The organism is Frigoribacterium sp. PvP121 (assembly GCF_017833115.1).
In the GTDB taxonomy this organism is placed as follows: Bacteria; Actinomycetota; Actinomycetes; order Actinomycetales; family Microbacteriaceae; genus Frigoribacterium; species Frigoribacterium endophyticum.
On sequence record NZ_JAFIBR010000001.1, the window covers coordinates 987,685 to 1,013,497 of the forward strand.

At 69.3% G+C, this 25,813-nt stretch carries 18 protein-coding genes and 3 rRNA genes; 17 read left to right on the forward strand and 4 right to left on the reverse strand.

The window, feature by feature from the left end:
- Positions 1 to 57: 57 nt before the first annotated feature.
- A complete protein-coding gene (gene yicI / locus JOE43_RS04680; RefSeq protein WP_209515184.1) occupies positions 58 to 2,361 on the forward strand; it encodes an alpha-xylosidase in 2,304 nt (767 codons plus the stop codon).
- Between the two features lie 28 nt (positions 2,362 to 2,389).
- A complete protein-coding gene (locus tag JOE43_RS04685; protein ID WP_307803244.1) occupies positions 2,390 to 3,592 on the forward strand; it encodes an ROK family protein in 1,203 nt (400 codons plus the stop codon).
- Positions 3,593 to 3,722: 130 nt separating this feature from the next.
- Here the strand turns inward: JOE43_RS04685 and JOE43_RS04690 are convergent, their stop codons facing one another.
- Together JOE43_RS04690 and xylB are read right to left on the reverse strand one after the other, a co-directional pair.
- Positions 3,723 to 4,445, reverse strand: coding sequence for a metal-dependent transcriptional regulator (locus tag JOE43_RS04690; protein ID WP_209515186.1), 723 nt, complete (start codon positions 4,443 to 4,445; stop codon positions 3,723 to 3,725).
- Between the two features lie 55 nt (positions 4,446 to 4,500).
- Complete coding sequence (xylB, locus tag JOE43_RS04695; RefSeq protein ID WP_209515187.1) at positions 4,501 to 5,967, reverse strand: xylulokinase; 1,467 nt, start codon at positions 5,965 to 5,967, stop codon at positions 4,501 to 4,503.
- 123 nt (positions 5,968 to 6,090) lie between these two features.
- Here xylB and JOE43_RS04700 point away from each other — a divergent pair, with 123 nt between their 5' ends.
- Complete coding sequence (locus JOE43_RS04700) at positions 6,091 to 7,377, forward strand: adenylosuccinate synthase (RefSeq protein WP_056056131.1); 1,287 nt, start codon at positions 6,091 to 6,093, stop codon at positions 7,375 to 7,377.
- Positions 7,378 to 7,429: 52 nt separating this feature from the next.
- Here the strand turns inward: JOE43_RS04700 and JOE43_RS04705 are convergent, their stop codons facing one another.
- Positions 7,430 to 8,038 (reverse strand): maleylpyruvate isomerase family mycothiol-dependent enzyme, encoded by a 609-nt coding sequence (locus tag JOE43_RS04705; protein WP_209515189.1) that lies wholly within the window; start codon positions 8,036 to 8,038, stop codon positions 7,430 to 7,432.
- A gap of 76 nt (positions 8,039 to 8,114) precedes the next feature.
- Here JOE43_RS04705 and JOE43_RS04710 point away from each other — a divergent pair, with 76 nt between their 5' ends.
- From JOE43_RS04710 to JOE43_RS04725, 4 genes are all read left to right on the forward strand, one after another.
- Positions 8,115 to 8,741, forward strand: coding sequence for a GNAT family N-acetyltransferase (locus JOE43_RS04710; protein WP_209515192.1), 627 nt, complete (start codon positions 8,115 to 8,117; stop codon positions 8,739 to 8,741).
- Between the two features lie 21 nt (positions 8,742 to 8,762).
- On the forward strand, positions 8,763 to 9,182 hold the full coding sequence (locus tag JOE43_RS04715) for an organic hydroperoxide resistance protein (protein WP_056056163.1): 420 nt from the start codon (positions 8,763 to 8,765) through the stop codon (positions 9,180 to 9,182).
- Between the two features lie 168 nt (positions 9,183 to 9,350).
- Positions 9,351 to 9,707: a chorismate mutase gene (locus tag JOE43_RS04720; protein WP_056056136.1), complete on the forward strand. Its 357-nt coding sequence runs from the start codon at positions 9,351 to 9,353 to the stop codon at positions 9,705 to 9,707.
- Between the two features lie 5 nt (positions 9,708 to 9,712).
- Positions 9,713 to 10,804: a beta-propeller fold lactonase family protein gene (locus JOE43_RS04725; protein ID WP_209515194.1), complete on the forward strand. Its 1,092-nt coding sequence runs from the start codon at positions 9,713 to 9,715 to the stop codon at positions 10,802 to 10,804.
- Between the two features lie 10 nt (positions 10,805 to 10,814).
- On the opposite strand, the gene JOE43_RS04730 is transcribed toward JOE43_RS04725, so the two are convergent.
- Positions 10,815 to 11,381, reverse strand: a complete 567-nt coding sequence (locus tag JOE43_RS04730; protein ID WP_209515196.1) for a TetR/AcrR family transcriptional regulator — start codon at positions 11,379 to 11,381, stop codon at positions 10,815 to 10,817.
- A 103-nt stretch (positions 11,382 to 11,484) separates the two neighbouring features.
- On the opposite strand from JOE43_RS04730, the gene JOE43_RS04735 reads away from it, so the two are divergent.
- From JOE43_RS04735 to JOE43_RS04780, 10 genes are all read left to right on the forward strand, one after another.
- Positions 11,485 to 13,017: an MFS transporter gene (locus tag JOE43_RS04735; RefSeq protein ID WP_209515198.1), complete on the forward strand. Its 1,533-nt coding sequence runs from the start codon at positions 11,485 to 11,487 to the stop codon at positions 13,015 to 13,017.
- A gap of 138 nt (positions 13,018 to 13,155) precedes the next feature.
- The gene (locus JOE43_RS04740; protein WP_209515200.1) at positions 13,156 to 14,238 is read left to right on the forward strand and encodes a 3-isopropylmalate dehydrogenase; all 1,083 of its coding nucleotides are present in this window, start codon (positions 13,156 to 13,158) and stop codon (positions 14,236 to 14,238) included.
- Between the two features lie 25 nt (positions 14,239 to 14,263).
- Positions 14,264 to 15,385, forward strand: coding sequence for a branched-chain amino acid aminotransferase (locus tag JOE43_RS04745; protein WP_185231082.1), 1,122 nt, complete (start codon positions 14,264 to 14,266; stop codon positions 15,383 to 15,385).
- Positions 15,382 to 16,152 (forward strand): fumarylacetoacetate hydrolase family protein, encoded by a 771-nt coding sequence (locus JOE43_RS04750; protein WP_056056144.1) that lies wholly within the window; start codon positions 15,382 to 15,384, stop codon positions 16,150 to 16,152. Before JOE43_RS04745 ends, JOE43_RS04750 begins: the two co-directional genes overlap by 4 nt.
- Positions 16,153 to 16,162: 10 nt before the next feature.
- A complete protein-coding gene (locus JOE43_RS04755) occupies positions 16,163 to 17,185 on the forward strand; it encodes a YeiH family protein (protein ID WP_209515202.1) in 1,023 nt (340 codons plus the stop codon).
- 624 nt (positions 17,186 to 17,809) lie between these two features.
- Positions 17,810 to 19,331 (forward strand): 16S ribosomal RNA (locus JOE43_RS04760).
- A gap of 476 nt (positions 19,332 to 19,807) precedes the next feature.
- A 23S ribosomal RNA gene (locus JOE43_RS04765) occupies positions 19,808 to 22,931 on the forward strand.
- 218 nt (positions 22,932 to 23,149) lie between these two features.
- A 5S ribosomal RNA gene (rrf, locus tag JOE43_RS04770) occupies positions 23,150 to 23,266 on the forward strand.
- Together the 16S, 23S and 5S rRNA genes form the textbook arrangement of a ribosomal RNA operon.
- Before the next feature lie 108 nt (positions 23,267 to 23,374).
- The gene (gene gltX, locus JOE43_RS04775) at positions 23,375 to 24,865 is read left to right on the forward strand and encodes a glutamate--tRNA ligase (protein WP_209515205.1); all 1,491 of its coding nucleotides are present in this window, start codon (positions 23,375 to 23,377) and stop codon (positions 24,863 to 24,865) included.
- Positions 24,862 to 25,797 carry an NAD(P)/FAD-dependent oxidoreductase gene (locus JOE43_RS04780; RefSeq protein ID WP_209515207.1) on the forward strand — a complete coding sequence of 312 codons (936 nt, stop codon included), beginning with the start codon at positions 24,862 to 24,864 and terminating at the stop codon, positions 25,795 to 25,797. Before gltX ends, JOE43_RS04780 begins: the two co-directional genes overlap by 4 nt.
- Positions 25,798 to 25,813 lie beyond the last annotated feature (16 nt).

The window sequence follows — 25,813 nt, forward strand, 5'->3', positions numbered from 1 at the left end:
CGCCCGCCGCGCGCTCCGGCCCCTCGCCCCGCGACTCCCCTCGAAAGGCACCGCATCGTGAAGTTCACCGACGGCTTCTGGCAGACGCGCCCCGGCGTCTCCTCCCTCTTCGCCCAGGAGGCCTACGACGTCGAGCAGGGGGCCGACGGCCGCTCGCTCGTCGTGACGGCCCCGACCAAGGTCATCGCGTCGCGGGGCGACACCCTCAACCGGCCGGTCATGACCGTCACGCTGCGCTCGCCGATGGAGGGCGTGATCGGCGTCACCGTCGAGCACTTCTCCGGCGGCCGCGACGAGATCGGCTTCGACCTCGTCGGGGCCGAGGGCGGCGAGGCCGGGGTCGGCACGACGACGGTGACCGAGGGAGGCGCCACCCTGACCTCGGGCCGGCTCACGGCCACCGTGGGTCGCGGCGCCCCCTTCGCCCTCTCCTTCCGCGACGGCGACACCGTGCTCACCCGCTCGGGCGCGAAGTCGGTCGGCTACCACTCGGTGGCCGCCGACGCGCAGCTCGACGGCGCGATGGTGGGCAACGCCCGGGCGGGCACCGCGCGTGCGTTCGCCCCGCACTACGTGTCGCAGCAGCTGTCGCTCGGCGTCGGCGAGTTCGTCTACGGCCTCGGCGAGCGCTTCGGCCCGCTGGTGAAGAACGGCCAGACGGTCGACGTCTGGAACGCCGACGGCGGCACGTCGAGCGAGCAGGCCTACAAGAACGTGCCCTTCTACCTGACGAGCCGCGGCTACGGCGTGCTCGTCGACCACCCCGGCCACGTCTCGTACGAGATCGGCTCGGAGGCGGTCGAGCGGGTGCAGTTCTCGGTCGCGGGCGAGGGCCTGACGTACTACGTGATCGCGGGGCCGACCCCGGCCGACGTCCTCGACCGGTACACGCGCCTCACCGGCCGGCCGGCCCACGTGCCGGCCTGGTCGTACGGGCTCTGGCTGTCGACGTCGTTCACGACCGACTACGACGAGGCGACCGTCACCTCCTTCGTCGACGAGATGGCCCGGCGCGACATGCCGGTCAGCGTCTTCCACTTCGACTGCTTCTGGATGCGCGAGTTCCAGTGGTGCGACTTCGAGTGGGATCCCCGGGTCTTCCCCGACCCCGAGGGCATGCTCGCCCGCCTGCACGAGCGCGACCTGCGCGTCTGCGTCTGGATCAACCCCTACATCGGCCAGCGGTCGGCGCTCTTCCGCGAGGCGGCCGACGCCGGCTACCTCGTGCGGAACCCCGACGGCAGCGTCTGGCAGTGGGACCTCTGGCAGGCCGGCATGGGCCTCGTCGACTTCACGAACCCCGAGGCGACCGCGTGGTTCCAGGGCAAGCTCCGGGCGCTGCAGGCACAGGGCGTCGACGCGTTCAAGACCGACTTCGGCGAGCGGATCCCCACCGGGGTGGTCTGGCACGACGGCTCCGACCCTGAGCGCATGCACAACTGGTACACGCAGCTCTACAACCAGGCCGTCTTCGAGGTGCTCGAGGAGGTCCGTGGCGAGGGCGACGCCGTCGTCTTCGCCCGCTCGGCGACCACGGGCGGTCAGCGCCTGCCGGTGCACTGGGGCGGCGACTCGACGTCGACCTTCGAGTCCATGGCCGAGACGCTCCGCGGCGGGCTCTCGATCGCGATGAGCGGGTTCGCGTTCTGGAGCCACGACATCGGCGGCTTCGAGGGCACCCCCGACGCCGAGGTCTACAAGCGCTGGACGGCCTTCGGCCTGCTGTCGAGCCACAGCCGCTTCCACGGCAGCGGCTCGTACCGGGTGCCGTGGGCCTTCGACGAGGAGGCCGTGGAGGTGACCCGGCGCTTCACGACGCTGAAGCTCTCGCTGATGCCGTACCTCTACGCCGCCGGGCTCGAGGCCTCCCGCACCGGCCTGCCGGTGATGCGGCCGATGGCCCTGGCCTTCCCCGCCGACCGCGCCGTCGCCCACGTCGACACGCAGTACATGCTGGGCGACGACCTGCTGGTGGCCCCGGTGTTCTCCGCCGACGGCACCGTCGAGGTCTACCTGCCCGCCGGCCGCTGGACGAGCTGGTTCACCGGCGAGGTCGTCGACGCGGGCACCGGCACCTGGCGCACCGAGGTGCACGACGTCCTCTCGCTGCCGCTCTACGTGCGCGAGGGCGCGGTCGTCCCCGTCGGCGGTCGCGACGACCGCCCCGACCACGACTACCTCGACGGCCTCGTGCTGCGGGTCTTCCCCGGGGGCGACGGCGACCGCACGGTCACCGTGACCACGCCCGACGGCGAGCGGGCCGACTTCGTCGTCCGGCGTGCGGGAGGCGCGGTGACGGTCGAGACCACCGCCTCCGGCTGGAGCCTGGACGAGGTCGGGGGAGACCCCGCGCCGCAGTAGGGTCGGAACGACGAAGGGGGGCGGCATCGTGACGATCGACCAGGTCGCGCGGACCGAGGGCGCTCGCCAGTCGAACCTGGCGGCCGTGCTCGGCCTCGTGCACGCGCGCGGCCCGCTCTCCCGGTCGGAGCTGACGCGCCTCACCGGCCTCAACCGCTCCACCATCGCGACGCTCGTCGGCGACCTCGTCGACCGGCAGCTGGCCCACGAGGCGGACCCCGTGGGGGTCTCGCGCGTGGGCCGGCCGAGCCCGGTCGTCGAGGCGCGCTCCGACGTCGTGGCCTGGTCGGTCAACCCCGAGATCGACGCGGTGACCGTCGGGGCCGTGGGCCTCGGCGGGGCCGTCCGCGCGAGGGTCCGTCGAGAGACGGCGAGCGTGCCCACGGCCGCCGAGGCCGCCGCGCTCGCCGCGGAGACCATCGACGAGCTGCGCCAGGTGCTGCGGCGCAGCGGGGGAGTGGTGGCCGAGGTGGGCGTCGGCGCCGCGGTGCCGGGCCTCGTCCGGGCCGACGGCGGCCTGGTCCGCCTCGCGCCGCACCTCGGCTGGGTCGACGAGCCGTTCGCGGCCCTCGTCTCGGAGGCGACCGGCCTGCCGACCGAGGCGGCCAACGACGCGTCGCTCGCGGCGATGGCCGAGGGCCGCTTCGGGGCCGGGCGCGGGGTCGACGACCTGGTCTTCCTCAACGGCGGCGCGAGCGGCGTCGGCGGCGGCGTCATCGCGGCGGGCCGACCGCTCGCCGGGGTGGGCGGCTACGCCGGCGAGATCGGCCACACCCTGGTCAACTCGGTCGGTCGGCTCTGCCACTGCGGCGCCACCGGCTGCCTCGAGACCGAGGTGGGCCAGGCCTCGCTGCTCGCCGCGACCGGCCTGTCGCGCGCTCAGGCCGACGAGCTCGACGCGGCCCTGCAGGAGGCGCGCCCCGGCTCCGAGGCGCGGGCCGAGGTCGAGCGCCAGGTCGACCAGCTCGCGGTCGCCCTGCGCACGGTCGTCAACGCCTTCGACCCGTCGATGATCGTGCTCGGCGGGTTCCTGGGGTCGCTGCTCGCGGCCGCCCCCGACCGGCTGCTCGACCGCGTCACGCGGCAGGCGCTGCCCGGCCCGGCCGACGACGTCAGCATCGTGCGGGCGCAGCTGGGGGCCGACCGCCTCGTGATCGGGGCCGCCGAGCTCGCGTTCGCGCCGCTGCTCTCCGACCCGGCGTCGGCCTCGCTGCCGCGCACGGCGCGCTAGGCCCGGCCCCGGCCTGCGGCCCCGGCCTGCGGCCCCGGCCTGCGGCCCCGGCCTGCGGCCCCGGCCTGCGGCCTGCGCCGGCCAGGTCAGGACGGCGGCCCGATCCGCCTCCGCCCGACGTGCGGCGTGGTCAGGCGTGCGTGTGCGGCTCGGAGTTCGCCCACACCGACGAGGCGGCCGCGCCCGCGAGCTCGACGGTGCCGAGCGGCCGGTCGTGCGCGTCGGTCAGGACGACCTGCAGCGAGCCCGCGTAGTCCCGGCGCTCGCCGACGCGCACGTGGGCGCCCACGCGCAGGTCGAGCGACGCGAGGTACCGCAGCAGCTCGGGCTCGTCGTCCGAGACGCGGACGACGAACCCGCACTCGCCGCTCGCGAACTGCTGCAGCGGGTGCGCGACGGGCCGGGTCACCGTGCCGTCGGCGGCGGGGATCGGGTCGCCGTGCGGGTCGGCGGCCGGGCGGCCGAGCTCGACGTCGAAGGCCTCGAGCAGCCGGTCGCTGACTGCGTGCTCGAGCACCTCGGCCTCGTCGTGCACCTCGTCCCAGCCGTAGCCGAGCCGCTCGACGAGGTACGTCTCGATCAGCCGGTGGCGGCGGACCATGCCGACCGCGACGCGTCGCCCGAGCTCGCTGAGGGCGATGCGCCGGTAGGGCTCGTAGTCGATGTAGCCGTCGCGCTCGAGCTTGCGGAGGTTGCCCGACACCGTCGAGGCGCCGACCCCGAGCGTCGCCGCGATCTCGTTCGTGGTGATGCCGCGGTCGCTCTCGTCGGAGGCCCACTCCTCGGCCTTCCAGATGACCTTGAGGTAGTCCTCGGTCATCGTGGAGGGGGTCGGCTGGGCGTCCGTCGGCATGCCACCGATCCTAGGTGTCGCGCCCTGCCGACCCGGCCCGCGCCTCCGCCCCCGCTCAGCCGCGGGGCAGCGACCCGAGCTGCTGCGCCGCGCGGTACCGCTCGGCGATGGCGGGCACCGGCGACGCGTCGGCCGACGACCGGATCGCGACCTCCCACCGGGGGCGGCCCCCGGTGAGCGCCCACGCCGCCTGCCGCGCGGCCCCGTCGGCGACGTACTCGCCCGGTGACGGCACCGAGACGGGCACGTCGAAGACCTGGGCGGCGACGGCCTGCACGGCCGGGTTCAGCGCGGCCCCGCCGATGAGCAGCACGCGGTGCACCTCGACGCCCAGGTCGCGGACGGCGGCGGCGCCGTCGGCCAGCGCCGAGAGCATGCCCTCGACCGCGGCGCGCGCGAGGTTCTCACGGGTCGTGGAGGCGAGGGTCAGGCCGGCGAGGGTGGCCGTCGCGCGGGGCAGGTCGGGAGTCCGCTCGCCCTCGAAGTACGGCACGAGCGAGACCCCGCCCGAGCCGGGCTCGGCGGCGAGGGCGAGCCGGGCGAGCTCGTCGTGGTCGACGCCGAGCAGCGACCCGACCGACGAGAGCACCCGGGCGGCGTTGAGGGTCGCGACCAGGGGCAGGAACCCGCCGGCCGCGTCGGCGAAGCCCGCGACCGTGCCGCTGGAGTCCGCCACGGGGTGGTCGGTGACGGCGAAGGCGGTGCCGCTCGTGCCGATGCTGATCACGAGGTCGCCGACCCCGGCGTCGAGGCCGAGCGCGGCGCCCGCGTTGTCGCCGGCGCCGGCCGCGACGACCAGGCCGGCCGGCACGCTCGCGTGGGCGACCGTCGTGCCCGCCGCCTCCGACGGGCCGAGCACGCGGGGCAGCACGACGCCCGTGCCGTCGCCGCCGGCCACCCGGCCGGGGCGGCCGAGCGCGCGCTCGAACAGCTCGAGGTCGTAGCCGTCGTCGGCCGGGCTCCAGTACGAGGTGCCGCTCGCGTCGCTGCGGTCGGTGACGAGCTCGTCGAGGTCGGGGCCGAGGGGCGAGGAGTCGCGGGGTCCGTACCCGAGCAGCCGCCAGGTCAGCCAGTCGTGCGGCAGCGCCACCGCGGCCACGCGCTCGGCGGAGGCCGGCTCGGCGTCGCGCAGCCACCGCAGCTTCGTCGCGGTGAAGGAGGCGACCGGCACCGTGCCGGTGCGCCGGGCCCACTCGTCGGCGCCGAGCTCGTCGACGAGGTCGCGCGCGGCGTCGGCGCTGCGGGTGTCGTTCCAGAGGAGGGCGTCGCGGACGACCTCGCCCTCGGCGTCGAGCGCGACCATGCCGTGCTGCTGGCCGGCGACGGAGATCGCGTCGACGTCGTCGAGGCCGCCCGCCGCCGCGATCGCCTCGAGCAGGGCGGCCCACCAGGCCGACGGGGCGACCTCGGTGCCCTCGGGGTGCCGCGCGCTCCCGGAGCGCACCAGCGCGCCCGAAGACGCGTCGCGGACGACGACCTTGCAACTCTGGGTCGAGGAGTCGACCCCGGCGACGAGACTCATGGTGGGTAGTTTGTCGTACCGCGCAACGAATGCGCCAGCCCCGGCCCCGACCGGCGTGGCGCACCTGTCGGTAGACTCAAGTGCACCTCACCCGGTGCAGTCCCCCGACGTGAGGAGCCCCCCATGCCCGCAGTAGTGATCATCGGTGCCCAGTGGGGCGACGAGGGCAAGGGCAAGGCCACCGACCTGCTCGGCAGCCGCATCGACTACGTCGTCAAGTTCAACGGCGGCAACAACGCCGGCCACACGGTCGTCATCGGCGACCAGAAGTACGCGTTGCACCTGCTGCCCTCCGGCATCCTCTCGCCCGGCGTCACCCCGATCATCGGCAACGGCGTCGTCGTCGACATCGAGGTCCTCTTCGACGAGCTCGACGCGCTGATCGCCCGCGGCGTCGACGTCTCGCGCCTCAAGGTCAGCGCCAACGCGCACGTCATCACGCACTACCACCGCACGCTCGACAAGGTGACCGAGCGCTTCCTCGGCAAGCGCCAGATCGGCACCACCGGTCGCGGCATCGGCCCGACCTACGCCGACAAGATCAACCGCGTGGGCATCCGCGTGCAGGACATCTTCGACGAGGGCATCCTGCGGCAGAAGGTCGAGGCGGCCCTCGACCAGAAGAACCACCTGCTCGTCAAGATCTACAACCGCCGCGCCATCGAGGCCGACGAGATCGTCGAGTCGCTGCTCTCGTACGCGCCCCGCCTGAAGCCGATGGTGGCCGACACGGCGCTCGAGATCCACCAGGCGCTCGAGGCCGACAAGACCGTCCTGTTCGAGGCCGGCCAGGCGACGATGCTCGACGTCGACCACGGCACCTACCCCTTCGTGACGTCGTCCTCCGCGACCGCGGGCGGCGCCTCCACCGGCTCCGGCATCGGCCCGGGCCGCATCGAGCGCGTCATCGGCATCGTGAAGGCGTACACGACCCGCGTCGGGGCCGGGCCCTTCCCGACCGAGCTGTTCGACGCCTCGGGCGAGTTCCTGCGCGCCAACGGCTTCGAGTTCGGCACGACGACCGGCCGCCCGCGTCGCTGCGGCTGGTACGACGCCCCGATCGCCCGCTACTCGGCCCGCATCAACGGCGTCACCGACTTCGTGCTGACGAAGCTCGACGTCCTCACGGGCCTCGAGACGATCCCCGTCTGCGTCGCGTACGACGTCGACGGCGTCCGTCACGACGAGGTGCCCGTGTCGCAGAGCGACTTCCACCACGCCGTGCCGATCTACGAGGAGTTCCCCGGCTGGTCGGACGACATCACCGGCGCTCGCGAGTTCTCCGACCTGCCTCAGGCTGCTCAGGACTACGTGCTCGCCGTCGAGGCGATGAGCGGCGCCCGCATCTCCGCCATCGGCGTCGGCCCCGGCCGCGACGCCATCGTCACGCGCCACGACCTGCTCGGCTAGGCGACCGCCCGCCCCCGCGGCCGCGCCGTGCCCCTCAGGAGGCGCGGCGCGGCTAGACGACGCTGAACCCGTCGGTGAGGCGGCCGCGCCCCGTGAGCGCGAGCAGCACCTCCTCGCCGTGCCCCTGCATCGTGGCGGCGCGCGCCGCCAGCGCGGCCGTGTCGGCGACGGCGGTCGCGGGCAGGGTGTGCGGCAGCCCGGTCGCCCGCGAGAGGTCGATCGTGTGCACGACGAGCTCGAAGACCCGGGTGCGCAGGTACTCGTCGAGGGGGATGCCCATGCCGCCGATCGAGACGATCCGGTTCGGGAGCGCCCGGGCCAGCGCCGCCCGCGAGTCGGCGAGGGCCGCCGCGACGACGGTCGAGGGCGAGTCGCCGAGCCAGGCACCGGCCTCCACGCCGCGCTGGAAGACGCCGTCGGCGTCGGTGAACTGCGAGGCGTAGGCCGAGTACCAGGCCTCCGCCGAGGGGATCGTCACGTCGCCCGGCTCGTCGAGCGCGAGGTACGTCGAGACCGTGAGCACCGCGCGGGAGGCGTGGCCCGCGAGGTCGCGGACGGTCCAGCGGCCGAGCCCGGGCTCGCTCCACTGCTCGGGGCCGACGCGCGACAGGAGGTCGACGAACGACTCGGCGGACTGGCTGAAGGCGGCGGCGGGGCTCATGGCCACGATCATGCCGGACGCACGCCGGTGCCGCGGCCCGCTCGACGGCGACGGCGGGTGCTGGCACCATCGGGGGATGACCGCCACGCGCCCGCCCCTCGCCCCGCTCGTGGGCCGCCACGTCGTGGTCGAGCCGATCACCCCCGACGACCTCGCCGAGCTGCACGCCGCCATCGCCCGGCCGGAGGTCTTCGCCGGGGGCTGGGGCGGCGGCTCGGCGGCCTTCCGCGCCGACCTCGAGGGCTGGTCGGACTTCATGCGGGGCTACCTGCTGTGGGGCACGGGCAACGTCTACGGGGTCCGGCTCGTCACCGACGGAGCACCGGGGGCGCTGGTGGGCACGACGACCCTCGCCGAGTTCCAGCTCGCGAACGAGAGCGCCCACCTCGGCTGGACGGCCTACGCGCCCGAGACCTGGGGCACGGCGGTCAACGTCGAGACGAAGCTGCTCGTGCTCGGCACGGCGTTCGAGCACGGCTTCGGCCGCGTGCAGATCCAGGCCGACGCGGCGAACGCGCGGTCGCGGGCCGCGATCGAGAAGCTCGGGGCCGCCCCCGAGGGCGTCCTCCGCCGCACCCAGCCCCGGGCCGACGGCACCTGGCGCGACACTGCGGTGTACTCCGTGCTCGCCGACGAGTGGCCGCGCGTGCAGGAGGGTCTCACGGCGCGCCTCGCTGGCCATCAGCAACCGTCCAGACTCTAGGTCGACCCTGGAGCCATGACACTGGAGATCGCCTACACCGCCATCGCCCACGCCACCGGGGGCGGCCGCGACGGCCACGTCCGCAGCGAGGACGACCGTCTCGACTTCGAGACCCGCCCGCCGAAGGAGCTCGGCGGCAACGGCGAGGGCACCAACCCCGAGCAGCTCTTCGCGGCCGGCTACGCCGCCTGCTTCCTCAGCGCGATGCACTCCGTCGCCCGCGGCCTCGGCGTCGACACGAAAGACAGCTCGGTCAGCGCGAGCGTCGGCATCGGCTCGAACGGCGAGGGCGGCTTCGGCCTCGCGGTCGAGCTCGACATCTACACGCCGAACGTCCCCGCCGAGCGCCGCCAGGAGCTCGCCGACGCCGCGCACCACGTCTGCCCCTACTCGAACGCCACCCGCGGCAACGTCGAGGTGACCCTGACGCTGGTCGACTGACCCGCTCGCTGCATGGCAGCACCGCAGCACCGAGGAGGCGCGCCCCGCGATCGCGGGGCGCGCCTCCTCGTCCGTCCGCCCCGTGGTGGCCCCTGCCCCACCGGGCCCTCCGTGTCGAGCCCCTCGTCCCGCCCGTCGGGCGCGGGGCGTCGCCGCTAGGCTCGGCCCATGGCACTCGACAGTCCCCTCGGGGCGGACAGCCCCCTCAGCGACGACGACAAGACCGCGATCGAGCAGCTCTCCGGCATCCGGCAGAGCATCGACAACATCGACGCCGCGCTGGTGCACCTCCTCGCCGAGCGCTTCAAGTTCACGCAGTCGGTCGGCCACCTCAAGGCCGCGGCGGGAATGCCCGCGAGCGACCCGGAGCGCGAGCGCGTCCAGATCCAGCGCCTCCGCCAGCTCGCCGAGCAGTCGCACCTCGACCCCGCCTTCGCGGAGAAGTTCCTGAACTTCATCGTCGGCGAGGTCATCCACCACCACGAGCGCATCGCGGCCGACGCCGCGGCGACGCCGGGCGAGTGACCGCGGTGAGCGACGGCACGCCTCCCGAGCAGGTGCCCGCGGGCTCGCCGGAGGCGTCCCCGGCGAGCCCCGCCTCGGCCGCGGCTCCCCACCGGCTCTACATCGGCTCCTACACGGCCTCGAGCGGGGGCTCCGGCACCGGCATCACCGTGCTCGAGCGCAGCGCGCCCGGGTCGCCGTGGCAGGCGGTGCAGACCGTCGAGGCCGACGACCCGTCCTTCCTCGTCGCGACGGAGGGCGCCCTGCACGCGGTCTCCGAGACGACCGAGGGGCGGGTGCTGTCGTACACCGTCTCCGCCGGCCAGCTGGTCGCGGCCTCGAGCGCCGCCGCGGGCGGGGCGGCGCCCTGCCACGTGCACCACGACCCGGCCTCCGGCGCGCTCGTCGTCGCCAGCTACGTGGGCGGCACCGTGGGCGTCCTGTCGAGCGACCCGTCGCACCCGAGCCGCGTCGTGCGGACCCTCGCGCTGCCCTTCGGCCACGGCCCCGTCCTCGAGCGCCAGGAGCGTCCGCACGCCCACCAGGTCGTGGCGACCCCCTGGGGCACCACCCTCGTGAGCGACCTCGGCACGGACCGCCTCGTCGAGATCGTCGTCGACCCGATCTCGCTCGACCCCGAGGTCGTGGCCGTGCACCCGCTGCCCTCCGGCGCCGGGCCGCGCCACCTGGCGTGGCTCGACGACGGCCGGCTGGTCGCCGTCGGCGAGCTCGACGCCCGGCTGCACGTGCTGCGCCGCGTCGAGGGCAAGCTCGTGCTCGACCACTCGATCGAGGTCTTCGAGGGCGCGGCGTCGACGCCGGGCGTGCTGCCCTCGCACCTGGCGGTCGACGCCGGCCGCGTGTACGTCGCGACGCGGGGGCGCGACACCATCAGCGTCTTCACGGTGGGCGACGACGAGCGGCTGCGCCTCGTCGGCGAGTCGTCGTGCGGGGGCCGGTGGCCGCGCCACTTCGCGATCACGCCGGGCGTGCTCTACGTCGCGAACCAGGGCTCCGACACGGTGGCGGTGCTGCCGCTCGACCCCGAGACCGGGGTGCCGGGCGAGCCCGTCGACGTGTTCTCGCTGGGCAGCCCCGCCTGCATCGTCGCCGTCTGAGGGCGGCGGCCTAGGCGCCCCGGTGCGACAGTCCCTGCAGGAGGCCGATGACGTCGCCGATCGGTGCCCGGGCGGCCGCGGGGTCGACCGTCGCCTGGTCGAACGGCCCCGGGGTGAACCAGAGGCCGTCGGCGACGAGGCAGACGAGCCGGGCGACGACCGGGTCGCCCACCTCGTCGAGGACGACGTCGTACCACCGGCGCTGCATCGCGCTCAGCGCCTCCACCGCCCGGGGCCACCGGCCGCTCGCCGCGAGGTTGGTCACCGCGGTGATGCACCGGTCGAAGGGGTCGTCGTCGGCCACCGCGTCGGGTGACGAGGTGCGGATGAAGTAGTCGACGGCGCCGTCCGGGGCGTTCGTCATCGCCGTGACGTCGGCGTCGATCAGGGTCTCGAGCCGCTCGACCAGGCCGTCGACGAGCGCTTCCCGCGAGGGGAAGTGGTAGAGCAGGCCGCCCTTCGAGACCCCCGCCTCGGCGGCGACCGCGTCGAAGGTGGCGGTGCGCTCGCCGCTGGTGGTGACGAGGTGCTCGAACGCGTCGAGCATCTGCTCTCGGGCTGACGGACGGGGACTCATCCTGTTACTGTACCGTCTGGACGGTCTGCTGTACCGTCCGGACGGTACAGCTGGTGCTCGGCGCCCGCCGCACCCCGACCCACCACGAGACCGAGGACCGACCATGACCACCACCGCCCGCCGCCCCGCCGCCGTCCCCGAGCGCGCCGGCACGCGGCAGTGGGCCGCACTGGTCGTGCTCATGCTCCCCGTGCTGCTCGTCTCGGTCGACAACACCGTGCTGAGCTTCGCCCTCCCCGAGATCTCGACGGCCCTCCGGCCCTCGGCCGCCGCCCAGCTCTGGATCGTCGACGTCTACTCCCTCGTGCTGGCCGGCCTCCTGGTGGCGATGGGCTCGCTGGGCGACCGCTTCGGCCGACGACGGCTCCTGCTGATCGGGGCCTCCGGGTTCGCCCTCGTCTCGCTCGCGGCCGCCTTCGCCCCGACCGCCGAGGCCCTGATCACCGCGCGTGCCGTGCTCGGCTTCTTCGGCGCGATGATCATGCCCGCCACGCTCTCGCTGCTCCGCAGCACCTTCACCGACCGTGACCAGCGTCGGCTCGCCATCGCGATCTGGGCGAGCGGCTTCGCGGCGGGCTCGGCCCTCGGGCCCGTCGTCGGCGGGGTCCTGCTCGAGCACTTCGCCTGGGGCTCGGTGTTCCTCATCGCCGTCCCGGTCCTCCTGCCGCTGCTGATCGGCGCCCCGCTCCTCCTCGTCGAGAGCCGCGACCCCGCTCCCGGGCCGTTCGACCCGGTGTCGGTGCTGCTCTCGCTGACGGCCATGGCGCCGGTCGTCGCGGCGGTGAAGCAGCTGGCGACGCACGGGCCGGGCCTCGACGTCCTCCTCCTCGCGGTGCTCGGCGTCGCCTCCGGCTGGCTCTTCGTCCGTCGCCAGCTGCGGCGCGAGCGGCCCCTCCTCGACGTGCGGCTCTTCACCTCGCCGGTCTTCGCGGGCTCGGTCGTCGTGAACCTCCTCGCGGTCGTGGCGCTCGTCGGCTTCCTCTTCTTCACCACCCAGCACCTGCAGCTCGTCGTCGGGCTACGCCCCCTGCAGGCCGCGCTGACCCTGCTGCCCGGGCTCGGCGCGATGATCGTCGCCGGCCTCGTGGTCGTGCCGATCGTGCGGCACGTCAGCCCGCGCACCATCGTCGCGACCGGCCTCGCCGCGGCCGCCGTCGGGTACGCCCTCGTCTGGCTCTCGGGGGCGGGCGCGCCGGTCGGCGTCTTCGTCCTCGCCTTCGCGCTCGTCGGCGCCGGGGTCGGCGCCGCCGAGACGATCTCGAACGACCAGATCATCGCCGCCGTCCCCGCCGACCGGGCCGGCGCCGCGTCCGCGGTGTCGGAGACGGCGTACGAGGTCGGCGCCGTGCTCGGCACGGCCGTGCTGGGCAGCATGCTGACGGCGATCTACCGCGGCTCGCTCGTCGTGCCCGCCGACGTGCCGACCGAGGTCGGCGAGGCCGCCCGCGAGACCCTGGGAGGCGCGGTGGCGGCCGCCGACGCCCTCGACGGCTCCGTGGCCACGCGCCTCCTCGACGCCGCGACCCACGCCTTCGACGCCGGCCTGGTCGCCACCGCGGCCGTCGGGGCCGGCGTGATGCTGCTCGCCGTGGCGGTGTCGCTGGTGTCGCTCCGGCGCGCGTCCGCGAGCGACTGACCCCGCGCCTCCCGCGGGCCCTCCGCGACGGTCGGCGGCGTCGTCGCGGCGGGCTCCCCGGGCGGGCGGCGGAGGTCCGTCGGCGTCGCCGGTCGTGGGTACAGTAGAGCCGTCCACCCCGATCCGTGCAGGAGCCCCATGTCGCGAACCGTCAGACTCGCCGCCGTCCCCGGCGACGGCATCGGTCCCGAGGTCGTGGCCGAGGCTCTGAAGGTGCTCGAGGTGGCCGTGGGCGACGAGGCGACCTTCGAGGTGACGCCCTTCCACCTGGGCGCCGCGCGCTACCTCGAGACGGGCGACGTCCTCACCGACGACGACCTCGCGGCCATCGCCGCGCACGACGTCGTCCTGCTCGGCGCGGTCGGCGGCGACCCCCGCGACCCGCGCCTCGCGGGCGGCGTCATCGAGCGGGGGCTGCTGCTCCGGCTGCGCTTCGCGCTCGACCACTACGTGAACCTCCGCCCCACGACGACCTGGCCGGGCGTCCCGTCGCCCCTCGCCGACCCCGGCGCGGTCGACTTCGTCGTCGTCCGCGAGGGCACCGAGGGCCCCTACGTCGGCAACGGCGGCTCCCTCCGCACGGGCACGCCGCACGAGATCGCCAACGAGGTCAGCGTCAACACGGCGCACGGCGTCGAGCGGGTCGTCCGCTTCGCCTTCGAGAAGGCGCGGTCGCGCCGTGGCCGCCTGACCCTTGTGCACAAGACCAACGTGCTCGTCTTCGCGGGCAGCCTCTGGCAGCGCGTCGTCGACGCGGTCGGCGCCGAGTACCCCGACGTCGCCGTCGACTACCAGCACGTCGACGCCGCCACGATCCACCTGGTCGTCGACCCCGCGCGGTTCGACGTCATCGTCACCGACAACCTGTTCGGCGACATCCTCACCGACCTCGCCGGCGCGATCAGCGGCGGCATCGGCCTCGCCGCCTCCGGCAACCTCAACCCCTCGGGCGAGTTCCCGAGCATGTTCGAGCCGGTGCACGGCTCGGCACCCGACATCGCGGGGCAGCAGAAGGCCGACCCGACCGCCGCGATCCTCTCGGTGGCGCTGATGCTCGAGCACCTCGACCTGCCCGAGGCCGCCGACCGCGTGCACCGCGCGGTCGAGGCCGACATGGCCGACCGTGCCGCCGCCGGCGTCGACGCCCCCGTCCGCAGCACCGCCGAGATCGGCACGGCCGTCGCCGACCGCGTCGCCGCCCTCACCACCTCCGTCGCCTGACGCCGCCCCGTCCGAGAAGAGCACCATGACCACGACCGACGACACCGCCTCGTCCACCGAGTTCGGGCTGAGCTTCGAGCTCACGCCGTCCGAGAGCGTCCGCGCCGACGCCGAGCGCGAGGCGATCCTCTCCGACCCCGGGTTCGGCAAGCACTTCACCGACCACATGGTCTCGATCCGCTGGACGGTCGACGAGGGCTGGCACACGGCCCGCGTCCACCCGTACGGCCCCCTCCAGCTCGACCCCGCGGCCTCCGTCCTGCACTACGCGCAGGAGATCTTCGAGGGCATGAAGGCCTACCGCCACGCCGACGGCTCGGTCTGGTCGTTCCGGCCGGACGCCAACGCCCGTCGGCTCCAGCGCTCGGCCCGGCGCCTCGCGCTCCCCGAGCTCTCGACGGAGGACTTCGTCGAGAGCGTGCGGCAGCTGGTGCGCATCGACGAGTCGTGGGTGCCGTCGGCGCCCGAGACGAGCCTCTACCTCCGGCCGTTCATGATCGCCAGCGAGAGCTTCCTCGGGGTGCGGGCCGCTCAGCAGGTCGACTACCACGTCATCGCCAGCCCGGCCGGCGCGTACTTCAGCGGCGGCGTCTCCCCGGTGTCGATCTGGCTCACGACGAACTACGCCCGGGCGGGCAAGGGCGGCACCGGCGCCGCGAAGACGGGCGGCAACTACGCGTCGTCGCTGCTGCCGCAGCAGGAGGCCTATGAGAACGGCTGCCAGCAGGTGCTGTTCCTCGACTCGTCCGAGAGCTCCTACATCGAGGAGCTCGGCGGCATGAACGTGGTGCTGGTCTACGCCGACGGCACCCTGGTCACCCCCGACAGCGACTCGATCCTCGAGGGCATCACCCGCGACTCCGTCCTGGAGCTCGCCGAGGCCCGGGGCCACCGGGTCGAGCGCCGACGCGTCACGATCGACGAGTGGCGCGACGGCGTGGCGAGCGGCGAGATCGTCGAGGTGTTCGCCTGCGGCACGGCCGCGGTCGTCGTGCCGATCGCCGAGCTCAAGGGCGAGGGCCTGCACATCGGATCGCCCTCGGCCGAGGGCGGTCCTCTCACGATGTCGCTGCGCGAGGAGCTCACCGACATCCAGTACGGGCGTCGCGACGACGTCCACGGATGGATGACGAGGCTCGACGCATGAAGATCGCACGGTTCGCGACCCCGGGAGAAGACCCCCGCTACGGCATCGTCGACGAGCGCGAGCTGATCGTGCTCGCGGGCGACCCGATGTACAGCGGCTACGAGACGACCGGCGAGCGGGTGTCGCTGCGCTCGGCGAAGATCCTCGCCCCGGTGATCCCGCGGTCGAAGGTCGTGGGCGTCGGCCTGAACTACCACGACCACGCCGACGAGCTGGGGCAGACCCCGCCGGAGGCGCCCCTGCTGTTCCTGAAGCCGAACACGACGGTCATCGGGTTCGGCGACTCGATCCAGCTCCCGCCCGACGTCGGCCAGGTCGACTTCGAGGGCGAGCTCGCCATCGTGATCGGCTCGATCGCGAAGCGCGTGAAGGCCGAGGACTACCAGAGCGTGGTGTTCGGCTACACGATCGCGAACGACGTGACCGCCCGCGACGTGCAGCAGTCCGACGGGCAGTGGACGCGAGCCAAGGGCTACGACACGTTCCTGCCGCTGGGTCCGTACATCGAGAACGAGCTCGACTGGACCGACGTGACGATCGAGACCCGCGTCGACGGCGAGGTGAAGCAGCGGGAGTCCACGCTGCAGATGATCCACAAGATCCCCGAGCTGATCGAGTACGTCACCGACGTCTTCACGCTCCTCCCCGGTGACGTCATCCTCACCGGCACGCCCGCCGGCATCGGTCCGTTCACGGCCGGCGAGACCGTCGAGGTCGCGATCTCGGGCATCGGCTCGCTGATCAACCCGGCCAAGAACCGGGTCTAGGCGCCACCCGGTGACGACCCCGAGCAGTGCCGTCGAGCGCCCGCGCGCGGCGTGGCTGCCCGGGGTCGCCGCCGCCGCGGGGGCCGCGGTCGTCGCCTGGCTCCTGCACCTCGCGATCCCGGCGGTGCCGGTGCTCACCGCGAGCGTCCTGCTCGGCATCGCGGTCGCGCAGATCCGGCCCGCCCGACGGTGGCTCGACGGGGTGCTCGCCCCCGGGCTCGCCCTGGCGGCCCGTCGGCTCCTCCGCATCGGGGTCGTGCTGCTCGGCCTGAAGCTCAGCCTCGTCGACGTCGCGTCGCTCGGGGGCGTCACCATCGCCGCGGTCGTCGGCATCCTGGTCTCGACCTTCGCCGTGACGTGGGCGCTGGGCCGATGGGCGCGTCTCCCGGGTGACCAGCCCTTGCTGCTGGCGGCCGGCTTCTCGATCTGCGGGGCGTCGGCGATCGGCGCGATGAGCGCCGTGACCCGTGACCGCGGCAAGGACGCCGCCACCCCGGTGGCCCTGGTCACCCTCTGCGGGACGGCCGCCATCGTCGTCCTCCCGGTGGTCGGGCGCGCGGTCGGCCTGACCGACGTCGAGTTCGGCGCCTGGACCGGGGCCAGCGTGCACGACGTCGGCCAGGTCGTGGCCACGGCGCAGACCGCCGGCGCCACCGCCCTCGCGATCGCGGTCGTCGTCAAGCTCACCCGCGTGGTGATGCTCGCGCCGGTCGTCGCGATCACGTCCGCGGTGGTCCGTCGCCGCGGGGGCAGCTCCGGAACGCGACCGCCGCTGGTGCCTCTGTTCGTGCTCGGCTTCCTCGCCGCGGTCGCCGTCCGCACGCTGGTGGACCTGCCGGAGTCGGTGGTCACCGGAGCCGACACCCTGCAGACCGCGCTCCTCGCGGTGGCACTCGTCGGGCTCGGCACCGGCGTCCGGCTCGAGCGCCTCGCCCGCACCGGAGGCCGCGCGGTGCTGGTCGGCCTGGGCTCGTGGCTCTTCATCGCGGTGCTCTCGCTCGTGGTCGTCCGGATGCTGCCGCTCGGAGCCTGATCGGCCCTCCTGCCCCTCGGCAGGAACGCCCTTGTGCGGCCGTGTGCGGCTGTCTGCCGGGTGTTCAGGTGCTTGACCCTTGATTTTCCGGGGTTCGTGGTTGCGACACGCCCGGGATGTGTGGGGGTTTGGACGTTGGGCGGGTGGTGCCTGTAATGTTCTTTCTTGTCACCACAACGGTGCGGCGGAGCGAAGCTTCACCGGCCTCAAGCTGACCAGCCTCCAAGTCCTCGAGTTGCCTTCACGGCCTCGGACCAAGTGGGTTGCGAACACTGATCCACATGGTGTAGCGTCATGGCTCGTTGCGAAAGCGACACCGGCTCCTTACGGGGGTCTAAGAGCGGTGGTCTTACATGGTGAAGATCGGTGCTAAGGTTTCACAGCTGCCTCGGACGAGGGCCTTTATATAGGTCGGGTTCCGGGTGCGTTTGGTCCTTGAGAACTCAACAGCGTGCACATTGTCAAATGCCAAATTATACCCTGGCATCGTGATGAACTTCGGTTCTGAGTGGTGTTTAGGTTTCTTTGAGATTGATGGACAACAACAATCGTCAGATTGTTTTGTTCTTTGGTCAGCATCAAATTCAGCAGATCCGGCCTTTTTCCGGTTGGTCTGTTTTTTCTTTTACGGAGAGTTTGATCCTGGCTCAGGACGAACGCTGGCGGCGTGCTTAACACATGCAAGTCGAACGATGAACTCCAGCTTGCTGGGGGGATTAGTGGCGAACGGGTGAGTAACACGTGAGTAACCTGCCCTTGACTCTGGGATAAGCGCTGGAAACGGCGTCTAATACCGGATACGAGCTTCAGCCGCATGGCTAGGAGTTGGAAAGAATTTCGGTCAAGGATGGACTCGCGGCCTATCAGCTAGTTGGTGAGGTAATGGCTCACCAAGGCGACGACGGGTAGCCGGCCTGAGAGGGTGACCGGCCACACTGGGACTGAGACACGGCCCAGACTCCTACGGGAGGCAGCAGTGGGGAATATTGCACAATGGGCGAAAGCCTGATGCAGCAACGCCGCGTGAGGGATGACGGCCTTCGGGTTGTAAACCTCTTTTAGTAGGGAAGAAGCGAAAGTGACGGTACCTGCAGAAAAAGCACCGGCTAACTACGTGCCAGCAGCCGCGGTAATACGTAGGGTGCAAGCGTTGTCCGGAATTATTGGGCGTAAAGAGCTCGTAGGCGGTTTGTCGCGTCTGCTGTGAAATCTGGGGGCTCAACCCCCAGCCTGCAGTGGGTACGGGCAGACTAGAGTGCGGTAGGGGAGATTGGAATTCCTGGTGTAGCGGTGGAATGCGCAGATATCAGGAGGAACACCGATGGCGAAGGCAGATCTCTGGGCCGTAACTGACGCTGAGGAGCGAAAGCGTGGGGAGCGAACAGGATTAGATACCCTGGTAGTCCACGCCGTAAACGTTGGGAACTAGATGTGGGGACCATTCCACGGTCTCCGTGTCGCAGCTAACGCATTAAGTTCCCCGCCTGGGGAGTACGGCCGCAAGGCTAAAACTCAAAGGAATTGACGGGGGCCCGCACAAGCGGCGGAGCATGCGGATTAATTCGATGCAACGCGAAGAACCTTACCAAGGCTTGACATATACCGGAAACGGCCAGAGATGGTCGCCCCGCAAGGTCGGTATACAGGTGGTGCATGGTTGTCGTCAGCTCGTGTCGTGAGATGTTGGGTTAAGTCCCGCAACGAGCGCAACCCTCGTTCTATGTTGCCAGCACGTTATGGTGGGAACTCATAGGAGACTGCCGGGGTCAACTCGGAGGAAGGTGGGGATGACGTCAAATCATCATGCCCCTTATGTCTTGGGCTTCACGCATGCTACAATGGCCGGTACAAAGGGCTGCGATACCGTAAGGTGGAGCGAATCCCAAAAAGCCGGTCTCAGTTCGGATTGGGGTCTGCAACTCGACCCCATGAAGTCGGAGTCGCTAGTAATCGCAGATCAGCAACGCTGCGGTGAATACGTTCCCGGGCCTTGTACACACCGCCCGTCAAGTCATGAAAGTCGGTAACACCCGAAGCCAGTGGCCTAACCCCTTGTGGGATGGAGCTGTCGAAGGTGGGATCGGTGATTAGGACTAAGTCGTAACAAGGTAGCCGTACCGGAAGGTGCGGCTGGATCACCTCCTTTCTAAGGAGCATGTACCAGCCCTGCTGTTTACACAGGGATCATCTGGTCAAGTCAGTACTAGAGCGAATGTCTCTGGCTGGCGCTCATGGGTGGAACATTGACAATGGTCGTTTTGTGACGGCGCAGTGCTTAGTACGATCTCTTCGGAGGTTTGGAACGGTGTGGCGCACAAGCGGAACGGTATGCACGCTGTTGGGTCCTGAGGGACCAAGCTTCCACGCCTTTATGGTGTGGGGTTTTACCTCTGGGCCAGGAAAGTCCTGCATGTATCGCAGGGTGATTCTGGTGCCGCCCGTATTTTGAGAACTACACAGTGGACGCGAGCATCTTAGTCGCAAATCAAGAGCCGGCCCTTTCGGGGGTTGGTGACCGGGTTTGTGATACTAAGTGCAATTTCTTAGACCAACTCAGCCTTCGGGTTGGGTTGGCGAATGAGATAACACTGAGCTGCCAGCTTTGGCTGGTGGCAACTTTGTGGTCAAGTTTCTAAGAGCAAACGGTGGATGCCTTGGCATCTGGAGCCGAAGAAGGACGTAGAAATCTGCGATAAGCCTCGGGGAGCTGATAATCGAGCCCTGATCCGAGGATTTCCGAATGGGGAAACCCCGCCAGGCGTTTTGACCTGGTGACTCCCGCCTGAATATATAGGGCGGGTAGAGGGAACGTGGGGAAGTGAAACATCTCAGTACCCACAGGAAGAGAAAACAACAGTGATTCCGTGAGTAGTGGCGAGCGAAATCGGAAGAGGCTAAACCGGTCATGTGTGATAGACGGCGGTCGTTGCATGGTCGGGGTTGTGGGACCCGTTGTCCTGTTCTGCCGGACAGGAGCAGTTACAGCGCAGTATAGGCGAACAGCTTTGAATGGCTGGTCATAGAGGGTGCGAACCCCGTAGCCGAAATGCTGGCGCTGGCTGAATGGGGATCCCAAGTAGCTCGGGGCCCGAGAAATCCCGTGTGAATCTGTCAGGACCACCTGATAAGCCTAAATACTCCCAGATGACCGATAGCGGACAAGTACCGTGAGGGAAAGGTGAAAAGTACCCCGGGAGGGGAGTGAAATAGTACCTGAAACCGTTTGCTTACAAACCGTTGGAGCCTCCTTGTAGGGGTGACAGCGTGCCTTTTGAAGAATGAGCCTGCGAGTTAGCGATATGTGGCGAGGTTAACCCGTGTGGGGTAGCCGTAGCGAAAGCGAGTCTTAAGAGGGCGATCCAGTCGCATGTCCTAGACCCGAAGCGAAGTGATCTATCCATGGCCAGGTTGAAGCGACGGTAAGACGTCGTGGAGGACCGAACCCACTTCAGTTGAAAATGGAGGGGATGAGCTGTGGATAGGGGTGAAAGGCCAATCAAACTTCGTGATAGCTGGTTCTCTCCGAAATGCATTTAGGTGCAGCGTTGCGTGTTTCTTGCCGGAGGTAGAGCTACTGGATGGCCGATGGGGCCCAAAAGCTTACTGACGTCAGCCAAACTCCGAATGCCGGTAAGTGAGAGCGCAGCAGTGAGACAGTGGGGGATAAGCTTCATTGTCGAGAGGGAAACAACCCAGACTACCAACTAAGGTCCCTAAGCGTGTGCTAAGTGGGAAAGGATGTGGAGTTGCATAGACAACCAGGAGGTTGGCTTAGAAGCAGCCACCCTTGAAAGAGTGCGTAATAGCTCACTGGTCAAGTGATTCCGCGCCGACAATGTAACGGGGCTCAAGCACACCACCGAAGTTGTAGATTTCGTATTATAGACAAGCCTTCGTGGTTCAGTCGTACGGAGTGGTAGGAGAGCGTCGTGTGGCCAGTGAAGCGGCGGTGTAAACCAGCCGTGGAGGCCACACGAGTGAGAATGCAGGCATGAGTAGCGAAAGACGGGTGAGAAACCCGTCCTCCGAAAGACCAAGGGTTCCAGGGCCAGGTTAATCCGCCCTGGGTAAGTCGGGACCTAAGGCGAGGCCGACAGGCGTAGTCGATGGACAACGGGTTGATATTCCCGTACCGGCGAAGAACCGCCCAAGCTAATCCAGTGGTGCTAAGAGTCCTAACCCGGCTGAGCGGATCCCTTCGGGGTGATGCCGGCCGGTCTAACGCTCGACCCCATGCTGGTGCGGTTAGCGTATTAACAGGTGTGACGCAGGAAGGTAGCTGAGCCAGGCGATGGTATCCGTAAGGTGAACCTGGTGTAAGGATGTAGGGCTGACGATAGGCAAATCCGTCGTCAATGCGCCTGAGACCCGATGCGTACCCCGATTGGGGGAAATCAGTGATCCTATGCTGCCGAGAAAAGCATCGACGCGAGGTTCAAGCCGCCCGTACCCCAAACCGACTCAGGTGGTCAGGTAGAGAATACCAAGGAGATCGAGAGAATCGTGGTTAAGGAACTCGGCAAAATGCCCCCGTAACTTCGGGAGAAGGGGGGCCGGAACCGTGATGGGATTTACTCCCGGAGCGGGAAAGGCCGCAGAGACCAGTGGGAAGCGACTGTTTACTAAAAACACAGGTCCGTGCCAAGTCGCAAGACGATGTATACGGACTGACGCCTGCCCGGTGCTGGAAGGTTAAGAGGAAGGGTTAGCGCAAGCGAAGCTCAGAATTTAAGCCCCAGTAAACGGCGGTGGTAACTATAACCATCCTAAGGTAGCGAAATTCCTTGTCGGGTAAGTTCCGACCTGCACGAATGGCGTAACGACTTCCCAGCTGTCTCAACCGCGAACTCGGCGAAATTGCACTACGAGTAAAGATGCTCGTTACGCGCAGCAGGACGGAAAGACCCCGTGACCTTTACTACAGCTTGGTATTGGTGTTCGGAGTGGCTTGTGTAGGATAGGTGGGAGACTGTGAAGCTTGGACGCTAGTTCAGGTGGAGTCATTGTTGAAATACCACTCTGGTCACTTTGGATATCTAACTACGAACCGTGATCCGGTTCTGGGACAGTGCCTGGTGGGTAGTTTAACTGGGGCGGTTGCCTCCTAAAGAGTAACGGAGGCGCCCAAAGGTTCCCTCAACCTGGTTGGCAATCAGGTGTCGAGTGTAAGTGCACAAGGGAGCTTGACTGTGAGACTGACAAGTCGAGCAGGGACGAAAGTCGGGACTAGTGATCCGGCAGTGGCTTGTGGAAGCGCTGTCGCTCAACGGATAAAAGGTACCTCGGGGATAACAGGCTGATCTTGCCCAAGAGTCCATATCGACGGCATGGTTTGGCACCTCGATGTCGGCTCGTCGCATCCTGGGGCTGGAGTAGGTCCCAAGGGTTGGGCTGTTCGCCCATTAAAGCGGTACGCGAGCTGGGTTTAGAACGTCGTGAGACAGTTCGGTCCCTATCCGCTGCGCGCGTAGGAAATTTGAGAAGATCTATCCCTAGTACGAGAGGACCGGGATGGACGAACCTCTGGTGTGTCAGTTGTCCTGCCAAGGGCACCGCTGATTAGCTACGTTCGGAACGGATAACCGCTGAAAGCATCTAAGCGGGAAGCCGGCTTCGAGATGAGATTTCCATACCCTTCGGGGTGAGAGGCTCCCAGCTAGACTACTGGGTTGATAGGCCGGATGTGGAAGTGGGGACTAACGACCCATGGAGCTGACCGGTACTAATAAGCCGATAACTTGACAACACTCTTCCCCTGTAGAGGGGAAGAAAGATTGCTTCGCGTCCACTATGTGGTTCCCGGAAGACGGTCGGTAACGACCCGTTCTTTACGGAAACACCCCGCCACCAGGCACCGTTCCCTGGTGCGGGACAACAGAACAGACAAGTCCCATCACCTAGTGGTGGGCATGGTCTGAAACAGACTTCACCGCCACCCCGGGTGGGTGTGTGTGTGGTAAATGTTTCGGCGGCCATAGCGAGAGGGAAACGCCCGGTCCCATTCCGAACCCGGAAGCTAAGACTCTCAGCGCCGATGGTACTGCAAGGGGGACCTTGTGGGAGAGTAGGACACCGCCGGACTCCCTTTAGTGCCCAGCATGACTGGCACACCGAAAGGCCCCTCCACAGGAGGGGCCTTTCGTGTTTAACGCAGGTGGCCACGGGGGCCGGCCGGTAAGATCATCACCGATGTCTGCTCCCTTCTCCACCGCCACCGGCACTGATGTGCGCGTGCGGTTCTGCCCCTCGCCCACCGGTACGCCCCACGTCGGGCTCATCCGCACCGCCCTATTCAACTGGGCCTACGCACGCCACACCGGCGGCAAGCTCGTGTTCCGCATCGAGGACACTGACGCGAGCCGCGACAGCGAGGATAGCTACGAGCAGATCCTCGACGGTCTGCGCTGGTTGAAGATCGACTGGGACGAAGGCGTCGACGTCGGCGGGCCGCACGCTCCTTACCGGCAGTCGCTCCGTCACGACATCTACCGTGACGTCATCGACCAGCTCCTCGAGAAGGGCCTCCTGTACGAGAGCTTCGCCACCGGTGAGGAGATCGAGGCGCGCAACATCCAGCAGGGCCGCGACCCCAAGCAGGGCTACGACAACTTCGAGCGTGAGCTCACGGCTGACCAGCGCGCGGCGTACCGCGCCGAGGGGCGCCAGCCGGCGCTGCGCCTCCGCGTGCCGGACCGTGACCTGAGCTTCGACGACCTGGTGCGGGGCGAGATCACGTTCCCCGCGGGTTCCTTCTCGGACTTCGTCGTGGTGCGCCCGAACGGCGTCCCGCTCTACACGTTCGTCAACCCGCTCGACGACGCCCTGATGGGCATCACGCACGTGCTGCGCGGTGAGGACCTCCTGTCGTCCACGCCCCGCCAGATCGCCCTCTACGAGGCGCTGGTCGAGCTCGGCGTCACCACCTTCATCCCGCGCTTCGGTCACCTCCCGTACGTCATGGGCGACGGCAACAAGAAGCTGTCGAAGCGCGACCCGGAGTCGAACCTCTTCCACCACCGCGACCGGGGCTTCATCCCCGAGGGGCTGGTCAACTACCTGGCCCTGCTCGGCTGGTCGCTCACGCACGACCGTGACGTGTTCAGCATCGACGAGATGGTGGCGGCGTTCGACGTCGTCGACGTCAACCCCAACCCGGCCCGCTTCGACCTCAAGAAGGCGGAGTCGATCAACGGTGACCACGTCCGGCTGCTCGAGGCCGACGACTTCCGCTCGCGCTTGCTGCCGTACCTCGACGGCGTGGTCAGCGATCCTCCCACGGAGGCGGAGACGGCGGTGCTCGTGCAGGCGGCGCCACTCGTCCAGGAGCGCATGACCCTGCTCAGCGAGGCTCGGGGGATGCTGTCGTTCCTCTTCGTCAGCGATGACGAGCTCGTGCACGAGGCGGACGCGACCGCCTCGCTGCCGGACTCCGCGGACGACGTGCTCCGCGCCTCCTCGGCGGCCCTGGAGGTGCTGGAGAGCTGGACGCACCCGGAGATCCAGGAGGCGCTCAAGGGCGCGCTCGTCGACGGGCTCGGGCTCAAGCCCCGACTCGCGTACGGGCCGCTTCGCGTGGCGCTGTCCGGTCGCAAGGTCAGCCCCCCGCTCTTCGAGTCGATGGAGATCCTCGGGCGCGAGTCGACGCTCCGCCGCATCCAGCGTCTGCTCGACCGGTCGTGAGCGACGTGTACGACGTCGCCGTCGTCGGAGCCGGCCCGGCCGGGTTGAGCGCCGCCCTGAACCTCGTGCGGGCACGCCGACGTGTGCTGCTGATCGACAGCAACCGCCCCCGGAACTCCGCGACCCTGCTGTCGCACGGGTTCATCACCCGCGACGGCATCTCGCCGCTCGAGCTGCGGAAGCTCGGCCGCGAGGAGTTCCTGGGCTACGAGGGCGCGGAGCACCGCCAGACGGTGGCCACCGCCATCCACGCGACCGACGGCGGCTTCGAGATCGACTGCGAGTTCCGCGGAGCGGCCTCGTCGGCGACGGCGCGGGTGGTGCTGGTCTCGACGGGGCTGCACGAGACGTTGCCCGACATCGGGTCGCTCCGGGCGTTCTACGGCACCTACGTCCACAGCTGCATCGAGTGCGACGCGTGGGGCAAGCGCGACCAGCCCATCGCCGTCATCGGCGAGCACCCCGACCTGGCGGAGCGCGCCCTGCTGCTGTCGCAGTGGAGCGACGACGTCATCGCCTTCACCCACGGGGCGGACATCGTCACCGCCGACGAGGAGTCCCGGCTCGCCAGCCGGGGCATCCGGGTCGAGCGCCGCCGCGTGGCCGCGATCCAGGGCGACCGCGAGGGGATGCACGGGGTCGAGCTCGCCGACGGCGAGGTCGTCGCCCGGACGGCCGGCTTCGTGCGCCCGACGTGGTCGGGGGCCCTCGAGTACGTCGCTCCCACCGGGGCCGAGCTCGACGCCGACGGCCTGCTCGTCGTCGACGACCACGGGCGCACCTCGGTGCAGGGCCTATACGCCGCGGGGGAGTCCACCGCTCCCGGGCCGCAGCAGCTCATCGTCGCCGCCGGATCGGGGGCCCGCGTGGCGGCCACCATCAACCGCGACCTCGTGGGTGGTGTCGACCACCTCGGAGATGCTGTACAGTAGACAATCGGTTCAGGTT